We start from the raw sequence: 18,510 nt of genomic DNA, 5'->3' as shown, positions 1-18,510 counted from the left end.
CGCACGCCTCAGGCGTTGAGTACGTCCCGGATGTCGACGCCTTTGGTCAGCACCAACAGGACGAGCGTGCACAGCGCGTCGTCGGTCAGGCCCGATCCGGGAAAGTTGTAGCGCAGCAGCACATCTGCGGACTCGGCATCCTTCTCGACCAGGGTGACCGTCCCGAGCTGACTGAGCGCCGCCTGCTCCGCCGCGCGCTTACGCAGCTTCTTGGTCAGCGGCAGATCCCACGCCAAGATCTGGGTGAGCGACACCAACTCGAGGCCTTCGGTGATCGCCACCACCCGCACCGACGCGAGTGTGCCGTCATGGCGGACGGTCAGCGCACCGTCTGGCTCGGCATCAACGGCCAGCACCTCGGCGAGCACCGTGGCGAGGCGGTCGGCCAGGGCCGTCATCACGCCGTTCCGAACCTGCGCTGCCGCGAGGCGTACTGCTCGCACGCCTCCCACAGGTCGCGGCGGTCGTAGTCCGGCCACAGCTTCTCTTGGAAGATGTACTCGGCGTAAGCCGCCTGCCACAGCATGAAGTTCGACGACCGCTGCTCCCCCGAGGTACGGATCAGCAGGTCCACATCGGGCATGTCGGGCCGGTGCAGGTGCCGCGCGATGGTGGCCTCGTTGATCCGGCTCGGGTTCAGCTTGCCCGCCACCGCCTCTTCGGCGATGGCCTGGGCGGCTTCGGCGATCTCGGTGCGCCCACCGTAGTTGACGCAGTAGTTGATGGTGATGACGTCGTTGCCGACGGTCATGGCTTCGGCGATCTCGAATTCTTTGATCACGCTGCGCCACATCTTCGGCCGCGAACCCACCCAGCGCATCCGCACGCCCATCGCGTTGAGATTCTCCCGGCGCCGGCGCACCACCTCGCGGTTGAAGCCCATCAGGAAGCGGACCTCTTCAGCGGAACGCTTCCAGTTCTCGGTGGAGAACGCGTACACCGTCAGCCATTTGATGCCGAGTTCGATGGCACCGCAGGTGATATCGATGAGCACTGCCTCGCCCATCTTGTGCCCCTCGGTGCGACCCAACCCGCGCTGGGTCGCCCAGCGGCCGTTGCCGTCCATGACGACGGCAACGTGGTTGGGCAGCGCATCGGCGGGGATCTGAGGGGCGACAGCCTTGGAGGTGTGCTGTGGGGGGCGACACGGCCCCCCGCCCGGCGGCGACGGCAGCTGCGGAAACACCACCGGCCAGGTGGACTTGTCCGGGAACACCGGATAGTCCTCGGGTGCCGCGGGCAGTTGTGGGAAGGCAGGCTTCCGATTGGCCCGATTCAACACCATGCGCCCTATCCTGCCCGACCGGGCCGGCGCCGCCTGCGGCGACCATGCGGTCGCCGCGGCGGCTTACCGGCCATACCGACGATCAGGAACCGGCACTCAGATCGATCGCGACGAAGTCCAGGCGCCACAGCGACTGGAACAGCTTGCGACCGAACTTCTCCAGGTCCGCCGCACTGCCGCGCGCCGGGCCGCCGGCCTGCGCCAGGTCCGCGGCGATCTGACGAATGCTGCGACGACCGTCGATGCTCTGAACGAACGGCAGCTGCGCCGGGTTCAGCGGCATACGCCAGCCCGAACGGAAGATCTCGTTGCCGTTCAAGCCACACTTGAAGCGGAACAGCGGCACGTAGTCGAGGCTCTCGGGCGTCGAGAAGTCGATCTGGTAGCTGCTCTTGGGCCGCTCGGGCCGCGTGGCGATGAAGAAGTGCCGCGCGTTGAGGGTGTGGATGCGCTCCATCACCGACCAGATCTTCTCCTCCGGCAAGGCATTCACCTTGTCGTAGAAGCCGGCCGACGGCACCGCCACGTCGTGGGCGTAGTACGGCGCCTTGAGCAGCCAGCCCTGGAAGTCCAGGCCGGCCGAGTTGGCCAGATCGATGCAGCCGTCGACGTCGTAGCTCTTCGCCCGACCGTGCAAGAACGTGTCCACCAGACCCGAGTCCGAGGCCAGGTCGCCGGCGATCTTGAGGTACGGCTGGACCGGGTGGTCCTGCGACAGTAGGCGGATGGCCTGGCGGACGGTCTGAATCGACTCGTCGTTCTGCTCCAACCCCAGGTCCTGGAAGACCGTCTCCAGGATTTCGATGCCGATGCGGCCGTAGCGCGCGTAGAGCATGATGCCGGCGACGCCGTCGGGCCGCAGGCGCTCTGCGATCGCCTTCATGCCCACCTTCGGGTCGGCCATGTGGTGCAGCACGCCCGTCGAGATCGCCAGGTCGAAGTCACGGCCGAGCGTGGACAGCTCCTCGATCGGCAGCTGGTGCAGCTCCAGGTTCCACAGCCCGTGCTTGTCCTTGAGGTACTGCTGGTGCCCCAACGACGACGCACTGATGTCGACGGCCACCACCCGCGCCTGCGGGTTGTTGTAGGCGAAGACCGCCGCCTGGTTGGTGCCGCACCCCGCGATCAGGATGTCGAGGTCAGGGCGGTACTCACGATCCGGCCACAGCACCCGGTGCGCGTGGCTCGGGTCGAACCACTCCCAGTTGTTGGCCGACCATGCCTGCAGGTCGTTGATGGGCGGCGGGTAGGTCCACCGCTCGTACTGCCGGGAGACGACGTCTGCACGTGGATTCTCGGTCACTTCTTTGTGGCTCCTTGTCGAATTGCCCCCCGCTGGATCGGATCAGACTTTAGCGGGAGCAGTTTTGGCCGGTGCGGCGTGGCTCACATCGGAGCACGCCGCCCGGTGGGTGGAACGGTTGTGTCGAGCCGGCTCAGTGAGCGTGGCCAGGCTGCCCGGGCTGCCCGGGCTGGCCCGGCTGGCCCGGTGTTCCACCGGGTCCGGCCGCTCCGCCGGCGCCGCCGGCACCGCCCAGGCCGGGTTGGCCACCTGCACCACCGGCACCACCGGCACCGCCGTTCCCGCCGCGGCCTCCTACGCCGCCTTGGCCACCGGCACCACCCTTGCCGCCCTGGCCGCCCTTGCCGCCTTGGCCACCTTTACCGCCCTGGCCGCCCTGACCGCCCAGGCCACCGGCGCCGGGGGCACCGTCAGCTCCGGGGGCGCCGTCAGCTCCGTTGGCACCGTCAGCGCCATCGGCACCGTCAGCGCCGGGGCCGTTCGACGGCACCGGCGCCGTAATCCCGGCAACCGGACCGGGTTCGGAGGCCCGCGCGCAGGAAGCCACTGCCGGGATCATTCCCACGACGAGTAGCGCTCCGGCCGCCACACCGATACCGGCTCCGTAGCCCGGTGTCGTCCTGTGCGCCCAGCGCCCCCACCCGGTGTCGTGAAACATTCGGCCTGCCTTCCTGATTGAACCTAGGGATCGTGAAGTCGCATCAGCCTACCGCCGACACCCGCCTCGTCCACCGAAACAGACACAATCCCCAGGTCGGTGCGGCGGATCAGCCGTCGCTGCCGGTGGCCTGGGGTTGAACCTGCGCCTCAGCCCCGACGTCGCGCCCGGCCGGCCGCTGCTGAACCCGCTCCACCAACGGCAGTGTCCGCAGCCGTCGCTCCAGGTGCCACTGCAGATGTGCGGCCACCAATCCGCTGGCATGGCTGCGATGCGCCGCCGTGGAAACCTCAGCGGTCTCCCAGTCGCCGTCGTGCAATGCCGCCATCAGATCCAGCACACCCATCGGCGGGGTGGTTGACCCAGCCGGGCGGCAGTGCCCGCAGACGCTGCCGCCGGCCGCGACATGAAATGCCCGATGCGGACCGGGGGTGGCGCAACGAGCGCACTCGGTCAGTGCCGGCGCCCACCCGGCCACCGACATGGCACGCAGCAGATAGGCGTCCAGTACCAGTTCACGGGCGCGCTGACCGTCGGCCACCGCGCGCAGCGCCCCAACGGTGAGCCGGTGCAACGCCGTCGCCGGGGCTCGCTCGGCACCGGCCAGGCGTTCCGCGGTCTCCAATATGACGCAGGCGCAGGTGTAGCGGCCGTAGTCGCTGACGATGTCGGAGGCGAACGCGTCCACCGACACCACCTGAGTGACGATGTCGAGATTGCGGCCGGGGTGCAGCTGAACGTCGATGTGGGCGAACGGCTCCAGCCGGGCACCGAACTTGCTGCGGGTACGACGCACCCCCTTGGCCACCGCGCGGACCAGCCCGTGGTCGCGGGTGAGCAAAGTGACGATCCGGTCGGCTTCGCCGAGCTTGTGCTGGCGCAGCACCACCGCCCGGTCCCGGTACAGCCGCATCGGACCAGTTTCGCATCGCGAGGCGGTGTTTCGACGACACCCACCGGTACGGCACGCCGATACTCTCATCACCGATGACCCACCCGCCCGCGCCGTCCGGCACCCGCTTCCCCACCCTCACCGAGCAGCTCTACCAGCTGGCCAGCGGCGAGGCGACCTCTGTCGACCTGGTGCGTCGGGCGCTACACGCTATCGACGCCAGCCAGTCCACCCTGAACGCCTTCCGGGTGGTGTTCACCGAGTCGGCGCTGGTCAGCGCCGCTGAAGCCGACCGGCGTCGGGCCGCGGGGCACCGCGCCCCACTACTGGGCATCCCGATCGCGGTCAAAGACGACACCGACATCGCGGGGGTGGTCACCGCGTTCGGCGCCGCCGGCTACGTCGAGCCCGCCGGCCACGACGCCGAGGTGGTGCGCCGCCTGCGGGCCGCCGGCGCGGTGATCGTCGGCAAAACCAATACCTGCGAGTTGGGCCAGTGGCCGTTCACCAGCGGCCCCGGGTTCGGCCACACCCGCAATCCCTGGTCGCGCCGGCATACCCCAGGCGGCTCGTCGGGAGGCAGCGCCGCCGCGGTGGCCGCGGGCCTGGTCGCCGCCGCCATCGGATCCGATGGCGCCGGTAGCGTGCGCATCCCCGCCGCGTGGACGCATCTGGTCGGCATCAAGCCCCAGCGCGGCCGCATCTCCACCTGGCCGCTGCCGGAGGCGTTCAACGGGCTCACCGTCAACGGAGTACTGGCCCGCACCGTCGAGGACGCCGCGCTGGTGTTGGACGCGGTCTCCGGCAACGCCGAAGGGGACCTGCACAAACCGCCGCCGATGAAGGTCTCCGACTATGTGCGGAGCGCGCCGGGACAACTGCGTATCGCGCTGTCGACCCGGTTCCCCTACACCGGGTTCCCGGCTCGACTGGATCCGGAGATCAGGGCCGCGCTCGACCGCACCGCCGAGCAGCTGCGGCTGCTCGGGCACACCGTGGTCCCGGGGAACCCCGACTATGGGCTGCGACTGTCGTGGAATTTCCTGTCCCGGTCCACCGCCGGAGTGTGGGCCGCCGCCAACAGACTCGGCGGCGGTGTCAACCTCGACCCGCGGACCTTGGCCAACATGCGCACCGGCCGGCTGCTGTCGCAGGCCGTGCTGCGCAAAGCCCGCACCCACGAGGCGCAGGATCGGCGTCGGGTGGGCTCGATCTTCCGCATCGTCGACGTGGTGCTGGCGCCCACCACTGCCCAGCCGCCACCCTTGGTGAACGCGTTCGACGACCTGGGCAGCTGGGAGACCGACCGCACCATGATCGCGGCCTGCCCGGCGACCTGGCCGTGGAACGTGCTGGGCTGGCCGTCGATCAGCGTGCCGGCCGGGTTCACCTCCGAGGGGCTGCCGATCGGAGTGCAGTTGATGGGGCCGGCCAACAGCGACGGCTTGTTGGTCTCGCTGGCCGCTGAGCTCGAGGGCATCAATGGCTGGGCGGCCCGGCAACCCACACCGTGGTGGCGCACCGAGCCCGGCCACGGCTCGTAGGCACCCCAGATCGCCGCTAGCTGCGACTTCAGCGGGTTGCGTGGTGGTCGGCTAAGCTTGGCCAGTCTTGACTTAGGTCTTCATATCCCCGTAAAGGTGCATTGGTGAAAGGCGTCCGCAAAATGGCCTCTCTGTCGTTGACCAGGTTCGCTGTCGCAGCTGGCAGCCTGACTCTGTCGCTCTCCGCCGGGGCCGGGTTCGCATCCGCGAGCCCTGACCTCGGCCCGATCATCAACACCACCTGCAGCTACTCGCAGGTGCATGCAGCGCTGGTCGCCGAGAACCCCTCCGCAGCCGCCGAGTTCGACGCCAACCCGAACGGGCCCGGCATGCTGCAGATGTTCCTGAACGCGCCGCCGGCCAAGCGCCAGCAGCTGGCCGGCATGGTCCAGGCCATGCCGGAGGCTCAGCAGTACGTCGGCACCATCACTTCGGTCGCCAACTCCTGCAACAACTACTGAGCGGAATCCCCGCGGTGGGTCCGCGCAGCAAGGTCCTGATCACCGCCGCAGAGCTCACCGAGCTCCTGCGGGCCGGTGATCCGGTCACCATCCTCGATGTCCGCTGGAGCCTGGAAGCTCCGGACGGGCATCAGGCATATCGTCGCGGGCACCTGCCGGGCGCGGTGTACGTCTCTCTCGAAGACGAGTTGTCCGACCACACCGTGCCCGGCCGGGGCCGCCATCCTCTGCCGACCGGCCGCAATCTGGAAGCCGCCGCCCGCCGATGGGGCGTGCGGCGTGATCGGCCGGTAGTCGTCTACGACGACTGGAATCGGGCCGCATCCGCACGGTTGTGGTGGTTGCTGACCACCTCCGGGGTGGCGCACGTCCGCATTCTCGACGGCGGCCTGCCGGCCTGGGCAAAGGCCGGCGGCGCGTTGGAGACCGGGGAGGTCTCCCCCGAGCCTGGCAACGTCACCCTGCTGCCCGAAGACCTCTATGAGGGCCTGCGGCCTACGCTGACTGCCGACGAGGCCGGCGACGGAGCCCGCACGGGCTCGGTGACGTTACTCGACGCCCGTGGCCCCGATCGGTTCCGCGGCGAAGCGGAGCCTCTCGATGCGGTCGCCGGTCACATCCCGGGCGCCAAGAACTTGCCGTTTACCGCCCTGCTGGACGCCGACGGGGCCTTCCTGCCCGACGACGCGATCGCCGGACTGTTGGCCGACCGCGGTGTCGGTGCAGACGACACGGTGGGCGCCTACTGCGGTTCGGGGATCAGTGCCACGGTGATCGTCGCGGCACTGGCCGCCGGCGGCCGCTCGGCGGCCATGTTCCCGGGGTCATGGTCGCAATGGAGTGCGGATTCGTCCCGGCCAGTGGCACGCGGCGACGGCTGAGGGCCGATCAGCCCAGGTGGCTGAGTCAGCTGAGGTGGCTGGGTCAGCTGAGGTTGCTGGGTCAGCTGAGGTGGAAGGCCGCCGGATCGGGGCTGCCCAGCATCGCTTTCATCGTCGTGCGGTCGAACGGCCACAGATCCACGTTGCCGCCCTCGGTGAGGTACCAGGAGTTGCAGCCGGTGTTCCACACTGTCGGGCCCATGGCGATCGCGACATCATCGTTGAACCGGGTGGTGGCCTGATCGGTGACCTCGACGGTGGTCAGCTCGCCGGCCCGGAACTTCGCCAGCCACTGCGCGATGTAGCGCGCGGTCAGCTCCGAGGTGTACTGCAGTGAGATCGACCCGGTGGGCGAATTGGGCCCCAACACCGTGAACAGGTTCGGGAATCCGGGAATCGCGGTCATCTGATAGGCCCGCGGGCCCTTCGCCCAGGCGTCGTCGATGCTGATCCCGTCCCGGCCGTGCAACCGCATGGGGCGCATGTAGTTGTGCGCGTGGAAGCCGGTGGCCAGCACGATGACGTCGGCGTCGCGGTGGGTGCCGTCGGCGGTGCGGATGCCGTTCGGGGTGACTTCGGCGATGTCGTCGGTGACCAGCTCGGCGTTATCGGCGCGGATGGCCCGGTAGTAGCTTCCCGACACCACCTGGCGTTTGCACAACGGCTCATAGTCCGGTTGGAGCTTGGCCCGTAACGTTTTGTCGCGCACCTGGATTCGCAGGCAGGCCCGGGCGTAGGCCTGCACTGCCCGGCGTCGCCAGCTGGGCCGAGTGGTGACGTCGGTCAGCACTCGGGATCCGCCGAACGCCATCAGCCGGTACAGCGTGCGATGCAACTTCGGCAAGCGTGCCAGTACCGCGGCGACGCCGGGCACCTGCCGAAGCGACATGGGTGCCCACAGGATCCACTGCGCCGAACGCACGTAGTGGTCGATCGATGCGGCGTCGGGCTGCAGGGCGGAGACCACCTGCACACCGGTGGAACCGGTGCCGATCACCGCGATTCGCTTTCCGTCGGTCGCAAGCTCGTCATCCCAACGGGCGGTGTGCACCACTGGTCCGGCGAAGTCGGCCAGCCCGGGGATCTCCGGGATGAACGGGTGGTGCAGCACGCCGGTCGCGCAGATCAGGAAGTCGGCGACCAATTCTTCACCGGCAGCGGTGGTGACAATCCAGTGCCGCTGCTCGTCCCATTGCGCGTCGGTCACCTCGGTGTCGAGCCGGATCAGCTCTGCCAGCCCGAGCTGCTCGACGACGTCGCGGTGATAGCGCTGAATAGCGGTGCCGGTGGCCCAGGCGTGCCGCCAGTCGGGTTTGGGCGCGAACCCGAACTGGTAGATCTGCGAGGGCACGTCACATCGCAGTCCCGGATAGTGGTTCCAGTACCAGACCCCGCCGACGTCGGAGCCCTTCTCCAGCACGGTGATATCGGTGAAGCCCTGCTCCCGCAGAACGTACGCCGTGGTGATGCCCGCAACGCCCGCCCCGATGATGAGGATGCGGGGCTCGCGCTCGGTCACGGGGCCGACTCGCCATGGTGGGCGCGGGCCTGGCGGTCCACCCGCTCGATGTAGGCGCTGCGGGCTGCGGTGTCGATGGACGTCAACGCCCGCCGATCATCGACCAGCCGCCGGGCCAGACTCTGCAGCCGCTCGGGTACAAACGCGGTCATCGACCACGCCGGAGCCACCCAGCGGGGCACCGACCGGCGAGCGGCACGGGATCGCAGTACCGCCAAGATCGCCGCAGCCACATCCTCGGGATCGACCGTGGGCATGCCTCCGCCCAGCGGGGCGCCGGAGGTCAGCTCGGTCCGCACCGCCGAAGGCAGCACCGCCGAAACCGCGACACCGGTACCGGCGTACTCGCGCCGCGCGGACAGCGACGCCCCCAGGGCCGCGAATTTGCTCGCGTTGTAGGTGACCATGCCCGGCACCGGGATCATGCCGGCCATCGAGGCGACATTGACAACGTGGCCGCGGCCGCGCCGGGCCATGCCGGGCAGCACCGCCTGCATGCCGCCCAGCACACCGCGGATATTGACGTCCAGGACCAGATCCCTGACCTGTTCGGTCTCGGCCTCGAACGCTCCGAGCGGCATCACCCCGGCGTTGTTGACCAGGATGTCCAGCGGGCCGTCAGACGCCTCAATCCGCGCCAGCAGGTCCTGCCAGGACGCCGCGCTGGTCACGTCGAGCCGGCCACCGCAGACGCCGAGTTGGGCGGCGGTCTGCAGGCAGGCGTCCTCATCGACATCACCGATCCACACGCGGGCGCCGCGGGCGGCGAGCAGCTTGGCGGTGGCCGCCCCGATCCCGCGGGCCCCACCGGTGATCAGCACCCGGGCGTCGCCGACCGACTGCTTCGTCACCATGAGCTAGTCGCGCAGCGCCGACACCGCGTCAACCAGCAACTGGCGTGCCCGATCGGCGTCGACCATCGTCGGCGGCTGACCCTTGACCGGCTGCGGGTTCGCGGTGACCTGCACCAGCGCACTGCCCAGGTAAGCGGTGAAGGTGTAGGACTCGCGGGACTGCTGCTGGCCGTCCTTGCCGGTGATCTCGATCTCCGAGTGCGAACCGACCGTCTTCGCGTGGTCGATCTGCGGCGCGTCGACCTCGTCGAGGTAGCCGGTCAGCTTGCCGGCATTGAACGAGACGTGCTTGCACTTCTCGGCGTCCTTGTCGTCATACGGCAGGTCCGAGTCGGACTGCATGGCGATCGCAACCAGCTGGTTGCCGTTGCCCAGGATCGAGACCATCGACATCTTGCCCCGGATGCCCTTCGGCGGCCGGCCGGTGTTGGCCGCGTAATCGGCGCAGTCGGAGGGATCGAACGTCACACCGGGAGGCATCTTCTGCGGCCCGAGGATCTTCGGGTCGATGTCGTTGGGCCCCTTGGTCTGGGTCTTGAAATCCGAGCCGAACGTCGACTGGACGTTGAACAGCTTGGTGGTATCGACCGGCTTCTGGCTTCCCCCGCAACCGGCCAGTGCTTGCGCACACACGAGGAGGCCGACCGAGGAGACAAGCAACGACTTGCGTACGGGCATCCAAGGAATCTACCAATGCCGATTCCTCGGCCGCGGGCGGTGGCCACCCCGGTTCGGACGCGATGCGCGCCGGGCTGCCCCTGCTCTAGAAGCCCAGCCGCCCGAGCTGCTTGGGGTCGCGCTGCCAGTTCTTGGCCACCTTGACCCGCAGGTCGAGAAAGACCTTGGTGCCCAACAGCTTCTCGATCTGAGTGCGCGCGGCCGTGCCCACCTCGCGCAGCCGGGCGCCGCCGCGGCCGATCACGATCCCCTTCTGGCTGTCGCGCTCCACATAAAGCAGCGCATAGACCTCGATCAGGTCCTCGCGATCATCGCGCGGGCGCACCTCCTCGATCACCACCGCCAGTGAATGCGGCAGTTCGTCGCGCACACCCTCCAGCGCGGCTTCCCGGATGAACTCGGCCATCAGGGTCTCTTCGGGCTCGTCGGTCAGTTCACCGTCCGGATAGAAGGCCGGCCCGACGGGCAGCGCAGCGGCCAGCACGTTGATCAGCACATCGACCTGCTCGCCGCTGACCGCCGACACCGGAACGATCTCGGCTTCCGGCGCCAGTTCACCGACCGCGACCAGTTGCGCGGCAACCTTGTCGCGGGTGGTCTTGTCGATCTTGGTGACGACGACAACCAGCTTGGTTCGGGGGGCGATGACGCGGATCTGCTCGATGATCCAGCGGTCCCCCGGCCCGATGGCCTCGTCGGCCGGAATGCACAGGCCGATGACGTCGACCTCGGAATAGGTGTCTTTGACCAACTCGTTGAGCCGCTTGCCCAGCAGCGTCCGGGGACGGTGCAGGCCGGGAGTGTCGACCAGGATGATCTGGAAGTCGTCGCGGTGCACGATGCCGCGGATGGTGTGCCGGGTGGTCTGCGGGCGGTTGGAGGTGATCGCCACCTTCGCGCCCACCAGGGCATTGGTGAGAGTCGACTTGCCGGTATTGGGCCGGCCGACGAAACATACGAAGCCGGAATGAAACCCGGAATCCGATCCAGTCACGAGCTGCCTTTCGCCGAACGTGTTCTCAGCCCGAGATTTCGGGTGAATTGTCGTCGTGCGTGCACGTTCGACGCGCGCACGACCGGTGCGGCACTACTCAACTGCGGCCTCCTCACCGGCGGGCTCGACCGGGCTGACCAACACCGTGCTGACCCGCACCCGGCCGCGGCTGTTGCGGCTGCCCTCAGCCCGCAGGCGCAGGCCGTGTGACACTACCTCGGCGCCGGGCAGCGGAACGCGGCCCAGCTCCAGCGCGAGCAGCCCGCCGACCGTGTCGACGTCGAGACCGGAGTCGAACTCGACCCCGTAGAGCTCCCCGACGTCTTCGATCGGCAGCCGCGCCGAAACCCGAAATCTGTTGCCGTCCAGCTCTTCCACCGGAGCGACTTCGCCTTGGTCGTACTCGTCGGCGATCTCGCCGACGATCTCCTCCAAGACGTCCTCGATGGTGACCAGTCCGGCGATCGCGCCGTATTCGTCGACCAGCAGGGCCATGTGATAGCGGCTGCGCTGCATGTCTTCGAGCAGCGCGTTGAGCGCTTTGGAGTCAGGCATGAAGACGGCCGGTCGCATCACCTGCGCCACCGTGGTGTCACGCCCCCCATTGGTCGAGTAATAGGTTTGTTGGACAAGGTCTTTCAGGTAGACGACACCGAGGATGTCGTCGACGTTCTCACCGATCACCGGGATGCGGGAATGCCCACTGCGCACCGCCAGAGACGTGGCTTGGCCTGCCGATTTGTCACGCTCGATCCACACCATCTCGGTGCGCGGCACCATCACCTCACGGGCCGGGGTGTCGGCGAGTTCGAAGACCGACTGGATCATCCGGCGTTCGTCGGCCGCCACCACACCGCGCTGCTGTGCCATGTCGACGACTTCGCGCAGCTCGATTTCGGAGGCGAACGGCCCGTTGCGGAAGCCGCGCCCCGGGGTCAGCGCATTACCCAACACCACCAGCACGCGGCTGATCGGGGCGAGCAGCACCGACAGGACTTGCAGCGGCAGCGCTGCGGCCAGCGCGATCGAATAGGCGTTCTGCCGGCCCAGGGTCCGCGGTCCCACCCCGATCACCACGAAGCTGACCACCACCATGGCCGCCGCGGCCGCGAGCAGGCCCCAGTCCAGGCCGAGCACGGCGCTGAGCAGATGCACCAGCAGCGCGGTCGCGGTGACCTCGCAGGTGATGCGCAACAACACCACCAGGTTGATGTAGCGCGGACGTTCGGCCATCAGCTTGACCAGCCAGACCGCACCGGGTCGCTTCGCTCGCACCAGCTCCTCGACCCGCGCCGGCGAGACGGTATTGACCGCGGCGTCGATTGCCGCGAACAACCCGCCCAGACCGATCAGCGCAATCACGCCGAGTAGCAGCGGTGTTCCGGTCACGGTTCGTCGAAGTACCTGGTCTTGTCCAGCAGCCGGCGGTCTTTCTCGCTCTGGTTCTCGGCCCGGTAGGTCTCCACCTGGTCGGCGACCCACTCCTCGAGCAGGCGGCGCTGCAACGCGAACATCTCTTTTTCTTCATCCGGCTCGGCGTGGTCGTAGCCGAGCAGGTGCAGCACGCCGTGCACGGTCAGCAGCGCCAGTTCCTGGCCCAGCGAATGGCCGGCCGCCGCAGCCTGTTCAGCGGCGAACTCCGGGCACAGTGCGATGTCGCCGAGCATCGATGGGCCGGGTTCGGGAGCATCCGGGCGGCCGCCGGGCTCCAGCTCGTCCATCGGGAAACTCATGACGTCGGTGGGCCCGGGCAGGTCCATCCAGCGCATGTGCAGGTCGGCCATCGCGGCGGTGTCCAGCAGCACCATCGACAGCTCGGCACCGGGATTGACGTCCATCTTGGCCAACACGAACTTGGCGACGCTGATCAGTTCGACTTCGGAGACGTCGAGGCCGGATTCGTTGGAGACCTCAATGCTCATCGGCGTGACCTACCTTGCGAGGCGCGCCGGGACGCCCGGTTCATGGCCAGCCCGGGCTGGACCTGTTCGGATTCGTGGCGTGAGTAGGCGTCGACGATCTCCGACACCAGCCGGTGCCGGACGACGTCGACGCTGGTGAGTTCGGCGACGTAGATGTCGTCGATGTCGTCGAGGATGTCCACCGCGGCCCGCAGTCCGGACCTCGCCCCGCCGGGCAGGTCGATCTGGGTGACGTCACCGGTGACCACGATCTTGGCGCCGAAGCCCAGCCGGGTGAGGAACATCTTCATCTGTTCGGCGGTGGTGTTCTGCGCCTCGTCGAGAATGATGAATGCGTCATTGAGCGTCCGGCCGCGCATGTAGGCCAGCGGCGCCACCTCGATGACACCGGAACTCATCAGCTTGGGAATCAGCTCCGGGTCCATCATGTCGTGCAACGCGTCATACAGCGGGCGCAGATACGGGTCGATCTTCTCGCTCAGCGTGCCGGGCAAAAACCCCAGCCGCTCACCGGCTTCCACCGCCGGACGGGTCAGGATGATGCGGGTCACCTGTTTGGTCTGCAGTGCTTTGACCGCCTTGGCCATCGCCAGGTACGTCTTGCCGGTACCGGCCGGGCCGATGCCGAACACGATGGTGTGGGCGTCGATGGCGTCGACGTAGCGCTTCTGGTTGAGCGTTTTGGGCCGGATGGTCTTGCCGCGCCGCGACAGGATGTCGAGGCTGAGGACTTCGGCGGGCGACTCGTTGCCGGTGCCCACCAGCATCCCGACGCTGTGGCGCACCGTTTCGGGCGTCAGGGACTGCCCGCCGGCCACGATCGCCACCAGCTCGGAGAGCACCCGCTCGGCCAGGGCGACATCGGCCGGCGCTCCGGAGATGGTGACAGCGTTGCCGCGCACGTGCAGGTCGGCACTCAACAAGCGTTCAATGGCGCGCAGGTTCTCATCTGCAGAACCCAGCAGGCCCACGACCAGGTCGGGTGGAATATCGACGCTGCTGCGAACCTGCGAGGCCGGCCCGGCAGCGGGGGTATCGCGGGGCGTCACGGGGTTTCCGATGCCTGCTTCCTGGGGGTTTGTGCCGTGGGTACGGCGATGAGTCGGACGCTTGAGTCTACCGCCTACCGCCGGCGATGAGCGGTTCGTTCAAGACGGGGTGCTGCCGCGCGGGCGAAACTGGCGGGTATGAGCGAGGAAACCTTCACCCCTGCCCTGGGCCGCTTGGCGCCGGCCCGGTTCTTCGACTACGTGGTGGCGCTGACGCGCGAGCGGCTGTGGCGGGGCCTGACCGTCATGCACCTGGCGCCGCGTCCCGGCGACACGATTCTCGACGTGGGTTGCGGCACCGGTTCGTTGGCGCTGCTGGCCGCTCGGGTGGAGCCGCAGGCGAACATCGTGGGCCTGGACCCCGATCCGGAGATCTTGACGGTGGCGCGGCAAAAGGATGCGGAGTCCGAGTCAGCCGGCCGAGTCCGCTGGCTGACCGGGATGGGCGACGACTTGGTGGCATCGGTGGGAGCCGAGTCGATGGACGGCGTGATGTCTTCTCTGGTGCTGCACCAATGTCCGATGGACGTCAAGCGCGCCATCTTGGCGTCGATGTTCGCGGTGCTGCGGCCGGGCGGGCGGCTGGTGATCGCCGACTTCGGGTTGCAGCGGACTCCGCTGATGCGCCTGGCGTTTCGGTTCGTCCAGTTCGCTGACGGCAAGACCGACACGCAGCCCAATGCCGATGGTGTTCTCCCGGAGCTGATTTCGGCCGCCGGCTTCACCGAGGTTCGCGAAGCCGACGTGGTGGCCACTATCAACGGGACGATCTCGATCTATACCGCCCGCAAACAGTGATCACGCGAGGGCGTGCAGCACCACCGACGGCGTCAGGCCCATCATCTCCCGCATCTGGCGGGTGAAGTGGGCCTGGTCGGCAAACCCCGCGGCAATGGCGGCGTCGGCCAACGGCATGCCCGACTGCAGGGCTTCGACGGCCCGACGCAGCCGTGACCAGACCCGCCAGCGGGTGAGCGGCATCCCCAGTTCCCGGCGCGCCAGCGCGCGCAGGCGCTGCGGCGATAAGCCGATCTCGGCGGCCAGGCTCGGCATCGCGATGTTGCTGCTGGCCAGCATGGCCAGCGCCGTCACCAAGCGCGGATCCAGTTCCTCCGACTGGCCCCGGCAGGCGGCTGCGACGTCGGACTCGCGCAGTTCGCCCAGCTCGGGGGCGGCGGCGATCCCGGCGTCATAGCGCTGCCGCAGCCGGTCCGCGAACAGGCAGTGCGGCTCGATGAAGTAGGTGATCAGGTCGCGGATGGCCAGGATGCGGTGCGGCGCCATCGGTGACACGACCAGTGCGGCGGCCTGATGGTGGGTGCCGGCGAGGTCCACCATCGCGACGTCGTCTCGCCCGGCGACCACGATCTGGAAGGCGCCGTGGCGGTGAATCGGGCCGCCGCCGCCCACTGGGCCGCGATACACCGCGTAGCCGTCGCTGATGCTCAGCGACGGCGCCGCTCCCGCCGGGCTACTCACTCCCCCAGCGAGGCGTGAGCACCCCGAGCGCGCCCAGCGCGACCGCCGCCGCGGTCGAGGTGCGCAGCACGGTGGGCCCCAGCCGGGTGGCGACGGCACCGGCGCCGGTCAACGCCGCGAGCTCCGCCTCGGTGATTCCGCCTTCGGGCCCCACAATCAGGGCCAGCGCCGAGGCAGCGGGCCCGACCGCGTCGGCCAATGCGACGCCGGCGGCGTCATGCAGCACCAGCACGGTCGTGGCGGCAGCCACCTGTTCGCGGACCCACGCCACCAGCTCAACGCCGGTCAGCACCCCGTGAACGGGCGGAATGTGGGCCCGGCGGGATTGCCCGGCGGCCGCTTGGGCGACCGCCTGCCAGCGCCGCACTCCCTTGTCGGCTCGCGGGCCGTCCCAGCGGGCCACGCACCGGTCGGCCTGCCAGGCCATGAAGGCGTCGGCGCCGGCCTCGGTGGCGAGCTCGATCGCCAACTCGGAGCGTTCGGATTTGGGCAGCGCCTGCACGACGGTGACCGGTGGACTAGGTGGCTCGATCTGGCAACGCTCCAGCACCCGGGCCCGCAACCCGCCGCGGTCGGCCTCCTCGACCTGGCATTGCGCCACCACCCCGGCACCGTCACCGAGGGTCAGTTGCTCACCAGGCCGAATCCGGCGCACCGTCGCGGCATGGAACCCGGCGTCGCCGCCGAGCACGGCCAGCGCACCCACCTCGGGCAGCGCATCGACGTAGAACAGGCCTGCCACCGCGGGCTCAGCGCCCGGTGAAGGTTTCGCGCAGTCGGCTGAACAGCCCGCCGCTGTTCGGCGTGTGCGCCGAGCGGACCTCGGCGGTCTCGCGGTCGCGGTGCTCTTTGAACTTGCGCAGCAGCTCGGTGTCGTGGCTGTCGAGTCGCTCGGGGACCACCACCTCGATGTGGGCGTGCAGGTCACCGCGCACCCCGGTGCGCACCTGCGGCATGCCCTGGCCGCGCAGGACGACGATCGACCCGGGTTGGGTGCCGGCCGGGATGGTGATGTCGGTGGGGCCGTCGAGGATCGCATCCACGGTCACGGTGGTGCCCAGCGCCGCATCGACCATCGGCACCGAGATGTGGCAGTGCAGGTCGTCGCCGTCGCGAGCGAAGATGTCGTGTTGCTGTTCGTGTACCTCGACGTAGAGGTCGCCGGCCGGTCCCCCGCCCGGGCCGACCTCGCCCTGCGCGGCCAGTCGGACGCGCATGCCGTCGCCGACTCCGGCCGGGATCTTGACGCTGATCTCACGGCGCGAGCGCACCCGGCCGTCGCCGCCGCACTGGTGGCAGGGGTCCGGGATCACCTCGCCGACGCCGCGGCAGGTCGGGCACGGCCGCGAGGTCATGACCTGGCCCAGTAGCGAGCGCTGCATGCTCTGCACCTCGCCGCGGCCGTGGCAGGTGTCGCACGTCATGGGGCGCGAGTCCCCGTTGGTGCCGCGGCCCTGGCAGCGGTCGCACAGCACCGCGGTGTCGACCGTGACGCGCTTGGTCACGCCGGTGGCGCACTCGGTGAGGTCCAGGCGCATGCGCAGCAGGGAGTCCGACCCCGGCCGAACCCGTCCGATCGGTCCGCGCGAGGCCGCGCCCCCGCCGAAGAACGCCTCGAACACGTCCCCAAGGCCGCCGAATCCACCCCCGAAGCCGCCGCCGAAGCCGTTACCGCCCCCGCCGCTCTCCAGCGGGTCGCCGCCGAGGTCGACGATGCGACGCTTCTCCGGGTCGGACAGCACCTCGTAGGCGGCGCTGATCTCCTTGAACTTGGCCTGCGCCGCCTCGTCGGGGTTGACGTCGGGGTGGTAGGTGCGCGCCAGCTTGCGATAGGCGCGCTTGAGCTCGGTGTCGGTCGCGTCCTTATCGACGCCCAACAAGCCGTAATAGTCGCGTGCCACGCCTGACCCTTCCCAACTTCTGCCAGCCGGAGATTAGCGAGCCCCGAGCACTTCGCCGATGTACATAGCAACCGCTGCGACACTGGCGATCGTTCCCGGATAGTCCATCCGGGTGGGACCCAGCACCCCCATGCCCCCGTACACGGTGCCCAGCGACCCGTAAGCGGTGGACACCATCGAGGCGCCGGCCATCTCCTCAGCCTCGGTCTCGTGACCGATGCGCACCGTGACTTTACCGGCTTCCTGCTGCACGGCGAGCAGCCGCAGCACCACAACCTGCTCTTCCAGCACTTCCAGCACCGACCTCAGCGAGCTGCCGAAGTCGGCGGCGTTGCGGGTCAGGTTGGCGGTACCGCCGAGCAGCAGGCGTTCCTCGCGGTGCTCGACCAACGATTCCAGCAGCACGGTCGCCGAGCGCCCCACCGCGTTGGCCAGGCCGGGCGACAGCCCGCTGCGCCCGTCCAGGTGCCCGGCGAGTTCGGCGACGGCGGTGGAGGCCGCCGAGACCCGTTTGCCTTCCAGCGCGGCACCGAGGATCTCGCGCAGCTGGCTGAGCTGGTGGTCGTCGATGGGCTCGCCCAATTCGACGATGCGCTGATCGACTCGACCGGAGTCCGTGATGACCACCAGCAACAGCCGCGCTGGGGTCAGCGCGATCACCTCGAGGTGGCGCACCGTGGACACCGACAGTGTCGGGTACTGCACGACGGCCACCTGGCGGGTCAGCTGCGCCAGGGTGCGCACCGCTCGGCGCAGCACGTCGTCGAGGTCGACACCGGAATCCAGAAACGACAGGATCGCCCGGCGCTCCGCGGACGACAGCGGCTTGACGTCGTCGATGCGGTCGACGAACTCCCGATAACCCTTCTCGGTGGGCACCCGCCCGGAACTGGTGTGCGGCTGGGCGATGTAGCCCTCGGCCTCCAGCACCGCCATGTCGTTGCGCACCGTGGCCGGAGAAACCCCGAGGTTGTGCCGTTCGACCAGCGCTTTGGAGCCGATCGGCTCTTTGGTGGCGACGAAGTCGGCGACGATGGCACGCAGTACCTCGAAGCGGCGGTCATCAGCCACGCCCATGGGTGCTCACCTC

20 protein-coding genes are annotated in these 18,510 nt (G+C 68.8%); 4 read left to right on the top strand and 16 right to left on the bottom strand.

The genetic code is table 11. The features are described from left to right. Positions 1-8: 8 nt before the first annotated feature. The 5 genes from RCP37_RS07870 to recO form a co-directional block, all read right to left on the bottom strand. Positions 9-398, bottom strand: coding sequence for a hypothetical protein (locus tag RCP37_RS07870; RefSeq protein WP_308486350.1), 390 nt, complete (start codon positions 396-398; stop codon positions 9-11). Further along, complete coding sequence (locus RCP37_RS07865) at positions 398-1,285, bottom strand: decaprenyl diphosphate synthase (protein WP_308486349.1); 888 nt, start codon at positions 1,283-1,285, stop codon at positions 398-400. The genes RCP37_RS07870 and RCP37_RS07865 overlap by 1 nt, the downstream gene beginning before the upstream one ends. Positions 1,286-1,367: 82 nt before the next feature. Next, positions 1,368-2,588 carry a class I SAM-dependent methyltransferase gene (locus RCP37_RS07860; protein ID WP_308486348.1) on the bottom strand — a complete coding sequence of 407 codons (1,221 nt, stop codon included), beginning with the start codon at positions 2,586-2,588 and terminating at the stop codon, positions 1,368-1,370. 133 nt (positions 2,589-2,721) lie between these two features. Beyond that, positions 2,722-3,246: a hypothetical protein gene (locus tag RCP37_RS07855; RefSeq protein ID WP_308486347.1), complete on the bottom strand. Its 525-nt coding sequence runs from the start codon at positions 3,244-3,246 to the stop codon at positions 2,722-2,724. Positions 3,247-3,355: 109 nt separating this feature from the next. Then, positions 3,356-4,159, bottom strand: a complete 804-nt coding sequence (recO, locus tag RCP37_RS07850; RefSeq protein WP_308486346.1) for a DNA repair protein RecO — start codon at positions 4,157-4,159, stop codon at positions 3,356-3,358. A gap of 74 nt (positions 4,160-4,233) precedes the next feature. Between recO and RCP37_RS07845 the strand changes: the two genes are divergently transcribed. The 3 genes from RCP37_RS07845 to RCP37_RS07835 all read left to right on the top strand — a co-directional run bounded on the left by RCP37_RS07845 (position 4,234) and on the right by RCP37_RS07835 (position 7,024). Further along, a complete protein-coding gene (locus RCP37_RS07845; RefSeq protein WP_308486345.1) occupies positions 4,234-5,682 on the top strand; it encodes an amidase in 1,449 nt (482 codons plus the stop codon). A 122-nt stretch (positions 5,683-5,804) separates the two neighbouring features. Next, a complete protein-coding gene (locus tag RCP37_RS07840; RefSeq protein WP_308486344.1) occupies positions 5,805-6,143 on the top strand; it encodes a hemophore-related protein in 339 nt (112 codons plus the stop codon). A gap of 14 nt (positions 6,144-6,157) precedes the next feature. Continuing rightward, positions 6,158-7,024 carry a sulfurtransferase gene (locus RCP37_RS07835; RefSeq protein ID WP_308486343.1) on the top strand — a complete coding sequence of 289 codons (867 nt, stop codon included), beginning with the start codon at positions 6,158-6,160 and terminating at the stop codon, positions 7,022-7,024. 61 nt (positions 7,025-7,085) lie between these two features. Here RCP37_RS07835 and RCP37_RS07830 read toward each other — a convergent pair whose 3' ends face one another. The 7 genes from RCP37_RS07830 to RCP37_RS07800 all read right to left on the bottom strand — a co-directional run bounded on the left by RCP37_RS07830 (position 7,086) and on the right by RCP37_RS07800 (position 14,040). Further along, on the bottom strand, positions 7,086-8,543 hold the full coding sequence (locus RCP37_RS07830; RefSeq protein WP_308486342.1) for a flavin-containing monooxygenase: 1,458 nt from the start codon (positions 8,541-8,543) through the stop codon (positions 7,086-7,088). Then, a complete protein-coding gene (locus tag RCP37_RS07825; RefSeq protein WP_308486341.1) occupies positions 8,540-9,397 on the bottom strand; it encodes an SDR family oxidoreductase in 858 nt (285 codons plus the stop codon). Before RCP37_RS07825 ends, RCP37_RS07830 begins: the two co-directional genes overlap by 4 nt. Before the next feature lie 3 nt (positions 9,398-9,400). Beyond that, a complete protein-coding gene (locus RCP37_RS07820; RefSeq protein WP_308486340.1) occupies positions 9,401-10,075 on the bottom strand; it encodes a DUF5642 family protein in 675 nt (224 codons plus the stop codon). Between the two features lie 85 nt (positions 10,076-10,160). Further along, positions 10,161-11,069 carry a GTPase Era gene (gene era, locus RCP37_RS07815; RefSeq protein ID WP_308486339.1) on the bottom strand — a complete coding sequence of 303 codons (909 nt, stop codon included), beginning with the start codon at positions 11,067-11,069 and terminating at the stop codon, positions 10,161-10,163. Between the two features lie 93 nt (positions 11,070-11,162). Then, positions 11,163-12,458 (bottom strand): hemolysin family protein, encoded by a 1,296-nt coding sequence (locus RCP37_RS07810; protein ID WP_224976165.1) that lies wholly within the window; start codon positions 12,456-12,458, stop codon positions 11,163-11,165. Further along, positions 12,455-12,991, bottom strand: coding sequence for an rRNA maturation RNase YbeY (ybeY, locus tag RCP37_RS07805; RefSeq protein WP_308486338.1), 537 nt, complete (start codon positions 12,989-12,991; stop codon positions 12,455-12,457). The genes RCP37_RS07810 and ybeY overlap by 4 nt, the downstream gene beginning before the upstream one ends. Then, a complete protein-coding gene (locus RCP37_RS07800) occupies positions 12,988-14,040 on the bottom strand; it encodes a PhoH family protein (RefSeq protein ID WP_064888265.1) in 1,053 nt (350 codons plus the stop codon). The genes ybeY and RCP37_RS07800 overlap by 4 nt, the downstream gene beginning before the upstream one ends. Before the next feature lie 138 nt (positions 14,041-14,178). Between RCP37_RS07800 and RCP37_RS07795 the strand changes: the two genes are divergently transcribed. Beyond that, positions 14,179-14,838: a class I SAM-dependent methyltransferase gene (locus RCP37_RS07795; RefSeq protein ID WP_308486337.1), complete on the top strand. Its 660-nt coding sequence runs from the start codon at positions 14,179-14,181 to the stop codon at positions 14,836-14,838. Here RCP37_RS07795 and RCP37_RS07790 read toward each other — a convergent pair whose 3' ends face one another. The 4 genes from RCP37_RS07790 to hrcA are packed head-to-tail and all read right to left on the bottom strand — an operon-like array spanning position 14,839 to position 18,497. Continuing rightward, positions 14,839-15,519, bottom strand: coding sequence for an AraC family transcriptional regulator (locus tag RCP37_RS07790; RefSeq protein WP_308486336.1), 681 nt, complete (start codon positions 15,517-15,519; stop codon positions 14,839-14,841). Then, the gene (locus RCP37_RS07785) at positions 15,512-16,261 is read right to left on the bottom strand and encodes a 16S rRNA (uracil(1498)-N(3))-methyltransferase (protein WP_308486335.1); all 750 of its coding nucleotides are present in this window, start codon (positions 16,259-16,261) and stop codon (positions 15,512-15,514) included. Before RCP37_RS07785 ends, RCP37_RS07790 begins: the two co-directional genes overlap by 8 nt. 7 nt (positions 16,262-16,268) lie before the next feature. After that, positions 16,269-17,420: a molecular chaperone DnaJ gene (gene dnaJ / locus RCP37_RS07780; RefSeq protein WP_308486334.1), complete on the bottom strand. Its 1,152-nt coding sequence runs from the start codon at positions 17,418-17,420 to the stop codon at positions 16,269-16,271. Positions 17,421-17,453: 33 nt separating this feature from the next. Then, positions 17,454-18,497, bottom strand: a complete 1,044-nt coding sequence (gene hrcA / locus RCP37_RS07775; RefSeq protein WP_308486333.1) for a heat-inducible transcriptional repressor HrcA — start codon at positions 18,495-18,497, stop codon at positions 17,454-17,456. Positions 18,498-18,510: the final 13 nt, after the last annotated feature.

Source organism: Mycolicibacter sp. MU0102, assembly GCF_963378105.1.
Taxonomy (GTDB): domain Bacteria; phylum Actinomycetota; class Actinomycetes; order Mycobacteriales; family Mycobacteriaceae; genus Mycobacterium; species Mycobacterium holstebronense.
This window is presented reverse-complemented; position numbering and strand designations above follow the sequence as displayed.